Below are 9,743 nucleotides of genomic sequence, written 5' to 3'. Positions count from 1 at the left end.
GGGCGTCGACCAGGGCGTGCCAGCTGGCCTCGACGACGTTCGGGTGGACGCCTACCGTGGTCCAGTCCCGGCCGCTGCTGTCGGAGGTCTCCAGCAGCACCCGGGTCACCGCGCCCGTGCCGTGGCTGCCCTCCAGGATGCGCACCTTGTAGTCGGCCAACTCGAAGTCGCGCAGCTGCGGGTAGTGCCGGGTCAGCCCCACCCGCAGCGCCTCGTCGAGGGCGTTGACCGGGCCGTTGCCCTCGGCGGTGGCGATCACCCGCTCACCGCGAACCCGGATCTTGACGGTGGCCTCGGAGACCACCCCGCCATCCTCGCGGTGCTCGACCAACACCCGGTACGACTCCAGGGTGAACGGTCGGGCCGGGCTTCCCTCGGGCAGCTCGGAGCGGACCAGCAACTCGAAGGACGCGTCGGCCGCCTCGAAGGACCAACCACCCGCTTCCAACTCCTTGACCCGCTTGGTGACCCGGGTCAGGGCGTCCGGGCTGCTGGCCAGGTCCAGGCCCAGCTCACGGCTCTTCAGCTCGACGCTGGCCCGACCGGCCATCTCGGTGACCAGGATCCGCATGTCGTTGCCCACCACCGACGGGTCCACGTGGTTGTAGAGCAACGGGTCGACCTTGATCGCGCTCGCGTGCAGCCCCGCCTTGTGGGCGAAGGCGGCGGCCCCGGCGTACGCCTGGTGGGTGTCGGGGGCGATGTTGGCGATCTCGGCGATGGCGTGCGAGACCCGCACCATCTGTGCCAGGCAGCCCTCCGGTAGGACGGGCATGCCCAGCTTGAGTTCGAGGTTCGCGACGACCGCGAAGATGTCGGCGTTGCCCGGGCGTTCGCCGTACCCGTTGGCGGTGCCCTGCACGTGGCGGACGCCCGCCTCCACGGCGGCGATCGTGTTGGCCACGGCGCAGGCGGTGTCGTTCTGGGCGTGTATGCCGAACAGCGCGGGGTCGATTCCCAGCCGGTCGGTCAGGTCGCGGATCACGGCGGTCACCTGGGACGGCAGCATGCCGCCGTTGGTGTCGCAGAGCACCATCCGCTCGGCGCCGGCGGCGAGCGCGGTCTGCACCACCGCCGCACCGTACGCGGGGTCGTGCCGGTAGCCGTCGAAGAAGTGTTCGCCGTCGACGAAGACCCGGCGGCCCTCGCGGACGAGGTGGTCGACGGTGTCGTGGATCATCGCCAGGTTCTCCGCGCCGGTGGTCCGCAGCGCGCGCTCGACGTGCCGGGTGTCGGCCTTGGCGACCAGGGCCACCGCCGTCGTCTGCGCGTCCAGCAGGGCGCGCACCTGGGGGTCGTCGGCGACGGAGACGCCGGCCTTGCGGGTGGCGCCGAACGCGACGAGCACGGCGTGCCGCAGATCCAGTTCGGTGCGGGCGCGCCGGAAGAACTCGGTGTCCTTGGGTACCGCGCCCGGCCAGCCGCCCTCGATGAAGCCGACGCCGAACTCGTCGAGCAGCCGGGCCACGGCCAGCTTGTCGACCACCGAGTAGGTGAGCCCCTCGCGCTGGGCGCCGTCGCGCAACGTGGTGTCGAAGACCTGGAACGTCATCAGGATCCTTTCTCGGAGCAACAAAAAGACCTCCCGCGGATGCGGGAGGTCTGCGCGCTCGGCAGAGGGGAGAGCCGGCGCGCTAGGTCGCAATAATCAGGACGGTGCGTGTCACGATGGCTACTCTGCCACCCCGCCCATGGTTTTGGGAGGAACAATCCACATGGCGAGACGATTACTGAGCGTTCGTTCAGCTCGAGCCATCGCCCGTGATCGGCTTCACACGCCACCAGGGCGCCCACCGGCAGGAACAGCGGTGCGGAAGCATCTGGAGCTGGCCACGTGCCAGTTGCAAGGAGGACCCGTGCTCACCGTCAGTGACCGCTTACCTGAGCACGGACTCACCGCCTGCGTATCGCTGGGCGCCACCAACGCGTCCAAGACGATCAACCACGCGTCCCACGAGGGCAAGTGGCGTCTGGTCTTCGTCGGGCCGATGGACGAGACCTCCATCAGCCCGACGGAGATCGCCGGGGTGTGACCATGGGCCTGGACGCGCTCACCGCGGCCCTGCCGGCGTACGCCACGGACATCAGGCTCAACCTGGGCTCCACCCTCGGCGCGTCGACGTTGACCCCGACGCAGACCTGGGGCACCGCGCTGGCCTCTGCGGTGGCCGCCCGCAACCCGGTGGTGCTGCGGGAGATCGCGGCCGAGGCGCTCGGACACCTCGGGCCGGAGGGGGTCGAGGCCGCCAAGGGCGCCGCGGCGATCATGGCGATGACCAACATCTACTACCGGGCCAAGCACCTCCTCGACGACGAGCGGTACGCCTCGATGCCGGCCCGACTGCGGATGCAGATCGTCGCGCGGCCGGGGGTGGACAAGGGCGACTTCAAGCTCTGGTGCCTCGCCGTGTCGACCATCAACGACTGCGACGTGTGCGTGCGCTCGCACGAGAAGACGCTGCGCGACAAGGGCTTCACCCCGGAACAGGTGCACGAGGCCCTGCGGATCGCCGCCGTGGTGCACGCCGCTGCGGTCACCCTGGACGCCGAGGCCGCGCTGGCCTGAGCTGGTACGCCGTTTCCGGCCCCCGACGGCCGGGTAGCTCCGACGGAGACATGAGTTGCTCGGTGACAGTCAGGAGCGAACGGCATGGACAGGATCGATCCGCACGCCACCCACGCCGGGCCGGACCCGCTACGCGGGGGTGACCAGGGCACGGTGCCCGGCGGCGCGCCGGCCGGCACGTTCGACCCCTGGCGCTACCGCGACCAGGCCGGCGTGGCCGACGTCGACCTGGTCGGCTACAAGGTCGAGGCCACCGACGGTGGAATCGGCAAAATCGACAGCGCCAGTCACGAGGTGGGCGGCAGCTACCTGGTAGTGGACACCGGGCCGTGGATCTTCGGCAAGAAGGTGATGCTTCCGGCCGGCACCGTCAACCAGGTCTACCACGACCAGCGCACCGTCTCCGTCGACCGGACCCGGGACCAGATCAAGGCCGCCCCGGAGTACGACGAGAGCAGCCACAGCGACCCGAGCTACCGGGACCAGCTGGGTGGCTACTACGACGAGACGTACGGCGCGCTGCCGCCCGGCACGGCCCGGTGACTGTCCGACCCGACGGCCGGTGGGGCGATGTCCCACCGGCCGTTACCGTGTGACAGTGGACACCACCGAGGACGACCCCCAGCTCTCGCTCCCCGCCACCTTCAACTTCCGCGACGTCGGTGGCTACGTCGGCCACGACGACCGGACCGTGCGCCGGGGCCGGCTCTACCGCTCCGACTCGCTGCACCGCCTCACCGAGCAGGACCAGGACGCGTTCGCCGCGATCGGAATCCGCACCGTCATCGACCTGCGCCGCCCCACCGAGGTGGAGCGGGACGGTCGGGTGCCGGCGTACCAGGGCCTGACCTACCGGCACATCCACCCGGAGCATGCCGACTGGGCGGGCACGCCGCACGAGGAGGGCGCGAGCCTGGCGCGCTACCTCGCGGACCGGTACGCCGACCTGGCCCAGACCGGCACCGCCGGGCTGGCCGAGGCGGTCGGGTTGATCGCCGACTCCGCCAACGCCCCGGTGGTGGTGCACTGCGTCGCCGGCAAGGACCGCACCGGGATCGTCTGCGCGTTGACCCTGGCCGTGCTCGGCGTCGACGACGCGGACATCAGCGCGGACTACGCGTTGAGCAGCGCGGCGTCGGCCCGCTACAGCGCCTGGCTGGCCTCCGTCACCCCGGACGGTGTTGACGTGCCGGCACCGTTCCTGAGCTCACCCGCCGAGGCCATGCAGATCTTCCTCAACGAGCTGCGCGAGGGGCACGGCTCGGTCGAGGCGTACCTGCGCCACGCCGGGGTGACCGACGAGCAGCTCGCCGCGCTGCGCGACCACCTGCTCGACGAACCCGCCCAGGCCTGGGCCGACGACGACGCGCCGGGCGGCGTCGGGCACGGCTGACTGCGCCGGCCCGTCCGGGTGGGCGGGCCGGCCACAGCGACGGAGGTCAGAAGACCCGCTGCACCCAGCCGTACGGGTCGGCCGCCGTGCCCCGCTGGATGTCGACCAGCTGCTGGCGCAGGGCCATGGTGACCTGGCCGGGCTCGCCACCACCGATCAGGAACTCACCGTCCGGGAAGCGGACCCCACCGATCGGGGTGATGACCGCAGCGGTGCCGCAGGCGAACACCTCCCGTAGGCGACCGCTGGCGGCGTCGGCCTGCCAGTCGGCGAAGCTGACCGGCCGCTCCTCGACCCGGTGCCCGGCCGCACCGGCCAGCGCGAGGACGGCGTCGCGGGTGATGCCCGGCAGGATCGTGCCGGTCAACGGTGGGGTGACCACAGTGCCGTCGTCGTAGACGAAGAAGACGTTCATGCCGCCCAGTTCGTCGACGAACCGGCGCTCCACCGCGTCCAGGAAGACGACCTGGTCGCAGCCGGCCTCGATGGCCTCCGCCTGCGCCGCCAACGACGCGGCATAGTTGCCGCCGCACTTGGCCGCGCCGGTGCCACCGGGCGCGGCCCGGGTGTAGTCCGGAGAGACCCAGACGGTGACCGGCTTCACGCCACCGCTGAAGTACGCACCGACCGGTGAGGCGATCACCATGTAGAGGTACTCGTTGGCCGGGCGGACGCCGAGGAAGACCTCGCTGGCGAACATGAACGGCCGCAGGTAGAGGCTGCCGTCCTCGCCGGTGGGGATCCACTCACGGTCGATCTCGATCAGCTTGTGCAACGAGTCGACGAACACCTCCGGCGGCAGCACCGGCATCGCCATCCGCTGCGCGGAGGTGGCGAAACGGGCAGCGTTGGCGTCCGGCCGGAACATCGTCACGCCACCGTCGGCCGTGCGGTACGCCTTGAGCCCTTCGAAGATCTCCTGCGCGTAGTGCAGCACCGCGCTGGCCGGGTCCATCGGGATCGGGCCCCGCGCCTCCACCCGGGCGTCGTACCAGCCCTTGCCGTCGGCGTAGCGGACGGTGACCATGTGGTCGGTGAAGACCCGGCCGAACCCGGGGTTGACCAGGAGGGCGGCCCGATCGGCGGCGGATACCGGCGCGGCATTCGGACGGATCTCGAAGTCGAGCTTGTCACCACCGCTCATCGCGCTGACCTCCCTGCGGAACAACGGCATGCGGGACCGCACACCGAGATGGTTGTGCCAGAAATCTACCCCGAACGGTCGTTCAGCGGGTAGCGCCGGTCGGGCCGGACGGACGGCACCGGGCGGACCGGCGCCGGGCCGGTCGCCGGGCGGGCCGGGACGGTCAGGCTACGGCGTGGGCCGCGAGCCGGTCGCCGACCTCTTCGGTACGCAGCGGTACGCCCGGAACCCGGTTGGCCAGCTCGGCGGCGACCGCCGCGTTGACCCGGGCGGCGGACTCGGCGTGCCCGAGCTGATCCAGCAGCAACGCGGCGGAGAGCACGGCGGCGACCGGGTCGGCGATGCCCTGACCGGCGATGTCCGGCGCCGAGCCGTGCACCGGCTCGAACATCGAGGGGTACGCCCCCTCGGGGTTGATGCAGCCGCTGGCGGCCAGCCCGATGCCGCCGGTGACGGCCGCGGCGATGTCGGTGAGGATGTCGCCGAAGAGGTTGTCGGTGACCACCACGTCGTAGCGCTGCGGCTGGGTGACGAGGAACATGGCCGCCGCGTCGACGTGCTGGTATTCGGTGGCGACATCCGGGTGCTCGGCGGCGACGGCGTCGAACGTGCGCGCCCAGAGCGACCCGGCGTGGGTGAGCACGTTGGTCTTGTGCACGAGGGTGACCTTGCGCCGCTCCCGGCGGCCGGCGCGGGCGAACGCGTCGCGGATCACCCGCTCCACGCCGTGGCGGGTGTTCAGGCTCTCCTCGGTGGCGATTTCGGCCGGAGTGTCCCGGTGCAGGGAGCCACCGGCACCGGCGTAGAGCCCCTCGGTGCCCTCGCGCACCACCACGAGGTCGACCTCGCCCGGCTTCACGTTGCCCAGCGGACCGGTGACCCCGGGCCAGAGCCGGGACGGGCGCAGGTTGACGTACTGGTCGAAGGCGAAACGGAGCTTGAGCAGCAGCCCCCGCTCCAGCACCCCCGGCGGGACCGTCGGGTCACCGACCGCGCCGAGCAGGATCGCGTCGTGCCCGGCCAACTCGGCCAGCACCGAGTCGGGCAGCACCTCACCGGTACGGTGCCAGCGGGCGGCACCGAGGTCGTATTCGGTGGCCTGCACGTCGGGCAGCACCGCGTCGAGAACCTTGCGGGCCTGCGCGACCACCTCAGGCCCGATGCCGTCCCCGGCCACCACCGCGATCCGCGCCACGACCGCACTCCTCTGCTCAACGGTTCCGTCTGCGCAACGGTACGTCGCCGTCCCGCCTCCCGGTACGCAGCGTCCATGATTTGGGACGCGGGAATGCACAGCACCCTCTCAGCTGAGACTCATGGAGCGATCATCTCCGCTGCGTACGGTAGTGCTCAGTGGGTCGCGGGGGCCCGCTGACCAACGGGGTCGCGATGATGCGGCACCACGTGCGAGGGGGCAGATGCGATGCGCATCGACGAACAGCCACGGACCCGCTGGCCGGACCCGTCCGCGTTCCGCCACCGCCGGCCGGACCTCCGACTCGGCAGCCGCCGGCACCGGATCGACCCGGCCGGCGCCACCGAGGGCCGGATCGCGGTGCAGCACACCGTCCGCACCGCGACCGCCGAGTACACCCTGCTGCTCAACGCGCCCGAGTGGCTCGGCCGCCGGGGCGTGGGCGAGGCGCTGCGGGACAGCGTCGCCGAACTGCGCGCCATCGACCTCACCTACGGCCCCAACCGACCGGAGAGCCTGGTGTCCCGGCTGCGTCGGGGCGAGATCAGCCCCGAGTCGTACCCGCCGCTGGCCGACCTGGTGGACCGCTGCGCCGCGATGCGCGCCGCCACCGACGGGTGGTTCGACGCCTGGGCGGTGCCCGGCGGCTTCGACCCGGGCGGCCTGCTCGGCGGTTGGGCGGTGGAACGCGCCGCGGAGCGGCTGCGCGCCGCCGGCATCCACGACTACGCCGTCCTCGCCGGCGCCGACCTCGTCGTCCGGGGCCGCGCGCCGCACGGAGGGCCCTGGCGGGTCGCCGTGCACCACCCGACCGCACCCGAGCGCGCGCCGCTGGTGCTGGAGATGACCGCTGGCGCCATCGGCACCTCCGGCGTGACCGGACGGCAGGGGCACGTGGTGGACCCGCACACCGGCGAACCGGCCGAGAACCTCGCCGCCGCCACCGTCGTGGGCCCCGACCTGGCGGTCGCCGATGCCTACGCCACGGCGCTCTACGCCGCCGGCCCCACCGGCCTGGCCTGGTTCCGGGGAAACTCCGACTATCGCGCGCTCTTCGCCCACCGTCGCTGAGCTGGTCGGGCACGCGATCGGCCCCCACGGTCTCGGCAACGACCATGGGGGCCGGTCAGCGACGAGTGCGCGTGGCTCGCACAACCGAGGGGTGCGGACCGGTCGGGCCGGACGTCGACCGCGCCACCCGAAGACGGGCCGGCGCCTCGAACTCGGCCAGTGACCGCAGTGCGTACGCTAGCGAATCGACGCAACTCGACGCAAGAGTCTCCACACCGGACCGTCGGCACCGGAGACTGCGACAATCGGTGGTTGACCGGCGGCGAGGCAATTTCGACATGGTGAACGGCGGATGGCACGCTGTCCGCCGTGAGTTTCGATCTGAGCGTGTGGGCCCTGGAGGACGGGGCGACGCCCGAGGACGTGCGGACAGCGGTCGACGGTTGCCGACAGGGACGGCACGTGGACCGCTACCCCGACCCACGGGTGGTCAGCTTCTACCGGGCGATCACGGCGTCCTATCCGGACCGTCACCCCGGCCCGGACAGCCCCTGGGCGGTGGCGCCGCTGCACGCGGCCCACGACCACGTCGAGTTGAACCTGCACCCGACCTGCGCGGACCAGGTGCTCCTGGACATCGAGCGGTTGGCCGGCGAACACGGGCTGATGCTCTTCGACCCGCAGGACGGCTCGGTCTACCCGCCCCCGGCACGACTGCCCGGCTGACCCGACCAGCGGCAGTAGACGGGAAATGACGAGGGGCCCGGCGAATCGCCAGGCCCCCCACAGTGCTTGTCGGCTGTTACTCGTCGCGCAGGTCGGCGGCGCTGGCCGCGGTGGCACCGATCGACTCGGCGGCCGAGGTGAGCAGGTCGGCGCCGAGCGCCTGGTCGACGGTGAGCGTCATCAGCGTCTCGCCGCCCGCCTCCCGACGCGCCACCTGCATGGCCGCGATGTTGATGCCCGACTCGCCGAGCAGGGTACCGACGGTGCCGACCACACCGGGGCGGTCGGCGTAGCGCAGGAAGAGCAGGATGCCCTCCGCGCCGATCTCCACGTCGAAGCCGTCCACCTCGGTCAGCTTCAGCACGTCGCGAGCGCCGGACTGGGTGACGGTGCCGGAGACACTCACCGTCCGGCCGTCCGGCAGCGCGCCGCGCACCGTGACCAGGGTCGGCTGATCGGCCGTCTCGGCCAGGGCGGCCAGGGTGACCTCGACGCCACGCTCGGCGGCCAGGTGCGGGGCGTTGACGTAGGTGACCTGCTCCTCGACCACGGAGCTGAACAGACCCTTCGTGGCGGCGAGCTTGAGCACCGACACCTCGTGGCTGACGATCTCACCGCGAACCTCGACAGTGACGCTGGCGGCGACCCCGCCGGCGACAGCGGTGAACGCCCGGCCGAGCTTCTCCGCCAGCGGCAGCAGCGGCCGAACGTCCTCGGCGACCACCCCGCCGGCCTGCACGTTGACCGCGTCCGGGACGAACTCGCCCTGCAACGCCAGCTTCACGCTCTTGGCCACCGCGAGACCGGCCTTGTCCTGCGCCTCGTGGGTGGAGGCGCCCAGGTGCGGGGTGGCCACCACGTTGTCGAAGGCGAACAGCGGCGACGAGGTGCACGGCTCCTTGCTGTACACGTCGACACCGGCGCCGGCGACCCGACCCTCGGCGATCGCGTCCGCGAGCGCCTGCTCGTCGACCAGCCCACCACGGGCGGCGTTGACGATGCGGACGCCGGGCTTGACGATCGCCAGCTCCTTCTCACCGATCAGGCCCACCGTCTCCGGCGTCTTCGGCAGGTGAATGGAGATGAAGTCGCTCTCCCGCAGCAGCTCCTCCAGCCCCACCAGACGAACGCCGAGCTGCGCCGCGCGGGCCGGCTGAATGTACGGGTCGTACGCGATCAGCCGGGTGCCGAACGCGGCGATGCGCTGGGCGAAGAGCACGCCGATGCGGCCGAGCCCGACCACGCCGACGGTCTTGCCCTGCACCTCGACGCCCGTGTACTTGGACCGCTTCCACTCCCCCGCCTTGAGCGCGGCGCTGGCGCTCGCGGTGTTACGCGCCACGGCGAGCAGCAGCGCGACGGCCTGCTCGGCGGCGGAGACGATGTTCGAGGTGGGCGCGTTGACGACCATGACGCCCCGGGCGGTGGCGGCCGGCACCTCGACGTTGTCCAGACCGACGCCCGCGCGGGCGACCACCTTGAGGCGCGGCGCGGCGGCGATGGCCTCGGCGTCGATCTGGGTCGCGCTGCGCACGATGACGGCGTCGGCCTCGGAGAGCGCCGAGAGCAGGGCCGGACGGTCGGTGCCGTCGACGTGACGGACGTCGAAGTCGTGGGCGAGCACCTCGATGGCGGCGGGGGCGAGTTCTTCGGCGATCAGTACGACAGGATTCATCGGTCCTCGTAGAGGTCGTGTTTGCGATCGGCC

The 9,743-nt window shown here is 71.8% G+C and carries 10 protein-coding genes; 6 read left to right on the top strand and 4 right to left on the bottom strand.

What is annotated here, in order from left to right; all coding sequences use genetic code 11:
• The coding region (gene cimA / locus KBX26_RS09670; RefSeq protein WP_210865211.1) for a citramalate synthase at window positions 1-1,552 on the bottom strand (1,552 nt) is incomplete at its 3' end.
• Window positions 1,553-1,856: 304 nt separating this feature from the next.
• Between cimA and KBX26_RS09665 the strand changes: the two genes are divergently transcribed.
• The 4 genes from KBX26_RS09665 to KBX26_RS09650 all read left to right on the top strand — a co-directional run bounded on the left by KBX26_RS09665 (window position 1,857) and on the right by KBX26_RS09650 (window position 3,959).
• Window positions 1,857-2,033 (top strand): hypothetical protein, encoded by a 177-nt coding sequence (locus KBX26_RS09665; protein ID WP_156057951.1) that lies wholly within the window; start codon window positions 1,857-1,859, stop codon window positions 2,031-2,033.
• 2 nt (window positions 2,034-2,035) lie between these two features.
• A complete protein-coding gene (locus KBX26_RS09660) occupies window positions 2,036-2,566 on the top strand; it encodes a carboxymuconolactone decarboxylase family protein (RefSeq protein ID WP_210865210.1) in 531 nt (176 codons plus the stop codon).
• 84 nt (window positions 2,567-2,650) lie between these two features.
• Window positions 2,651-3,109 (top strand): PRC-barrel domain containing protein, encoded by a 459-nt coding sequence (locus KBX26_RS09655; RefSeq protein ID WP_210865209.1) that lies wholly within the window; start codon window positions 2,651-2,653, stop codon window positions 3,107-3,109.
• Window positions 3,110-3,164: 55 nt separating this feature from the next.
• On the top strand, window positions 3,165-3,959 hold the full coding sequence (locus tag KBX26_RS09650) for a tyrosine-protein phosphatase (protein ID WP_051708838.1): 795 nt from the start codon (window positions 3,165-3,167) through the stop codon (window positions 3,957-3,959).
• Between the two features lie 46 nt (window positions 3,960-4,005).
• Here the strand turns inward: KBX26_RS09650 and KBX26_RS09645 are convergent, their stop codons facing one another.
• On the bottom strand, window positions 4,006-5,103 hold the full coding sequence (locus KBX26_RS09645) for a branched-chain amino acid aminotransferase (protein WP_030337242.1): 1,098 nt from the start codon (window positions 5,101-5,103) through the stop codon (window positions 4,006-4,008).
• A gap of 163 nt (window positions 5,104-5,266) precedes the next feature.
• Window positions 5,267-6,298: a 3-isopropylmalate dehydrogenase gene (locus KBX26_RS09640; RefSeq protein WP_030337240.1), complete on the bottom strand. Its 1,032-nt coding sequence runs from the start codon at window positions 6,296-6,298 to the stop codon at window positions 5,267-5,269.
• Window positions 6,299-6,526: 228 nt separating this feature from the next.
• Between KBX26_RS09640 and KBX26_RS09635 the strand changes: the two genes are divergently transcribed.
• Together KBX26_RS09635 and KBX26_RS09630 are read left to right on the top strand one after the other, a co-directional pair.
• Window positions 6,527-7,369, top strand: coding sequence for an FAD:protein FMN transferase (locus KBX26_RS09635; RefSeq protein ID WP_030337239.1), 843 nt, complete (start codon window positions 6,527-6,529; stop codon window positions 7,367-7,369).
• Window positions 7,370-7,678: 309 nt separating this feature from the next.
• Window positions 7,679-8,035, top strand: coding sequence for a hypothetical protein (locus tag KBX26_RS09630; RefSeq protein ID WP_030337238.1), 357 nt, complete (start codon window positions 7,679-7,681; stop codon window positions 8,033-8,035).
• Window positions 8,036-8,111: 76 nt separating this feature from the next.
• On the opposite strand, the gene serA is transcribed toward KBX26_RS09630, so the two are convergent.
• Window positions 8,112-9,710, bottom strand: coding sequence for a phosphoglycerate dehydrogenase (serA, locus tag KBX26_RS09625; RefSeq protein WP_210865208.1), 1,599 nt, complete (start codon window positions 9,708-9,710; stop codon window positions 8,112-8,114).
• Window positions 9,711-9,743: the final 33 nt, after the last annotated feature.

The sequence above is a fragment of the Micromonospora sp. C97 genome, assembly GCF_018070385.1.
Taxonomy (GTDB): domain Bacteria; phylum Actinomycetota; class Actinomycetes; order Mycobacteriales; family Micromonosporaceae; genus Micromonospora; species Micromonospora parva.
Note: the sequence above shows the minus strand (reverse complement) of the source record. Positions and strands in the feature narration are given on the sequence as shown.

Coding starts and splice junctions, on each gene's coding strand:
- KBX26_RS09660 (WP_210865210.1), top strand. CDS start 2,036: ATGGGCCTGGACGCGCTCACCGCGGCCCTGCCGGCGTACGCCACGGAC.
- KBX26_RS09655 (WP_210865209.1), top strand. CDS start 2,651: ATGGACAGGATCGATCCGCACGCCACCCACGCCGGGCCGGACCCGCTA.
- KBX26_RS09645 (WP_030337242.1), bottom strand. CDS start 5,103: ATGAGCGGTGGTGACAAGCTCGACTTCGAGATCCGTCCGAATGCCGCG.
- KBX26_RS09635 (WP_030337239.1), top strand. CDS start 6,527: ATGCGCATCGACGAACAGCCACGGACCCGCTGGCCGGACCCGTCCGCG.
- serA (WP_210865208.1), bottom strand. CDS start 9,710: ATGAATCCTGTCGTACTGATCGCCGAAGAACTCGCCCCCGCCGCCATC.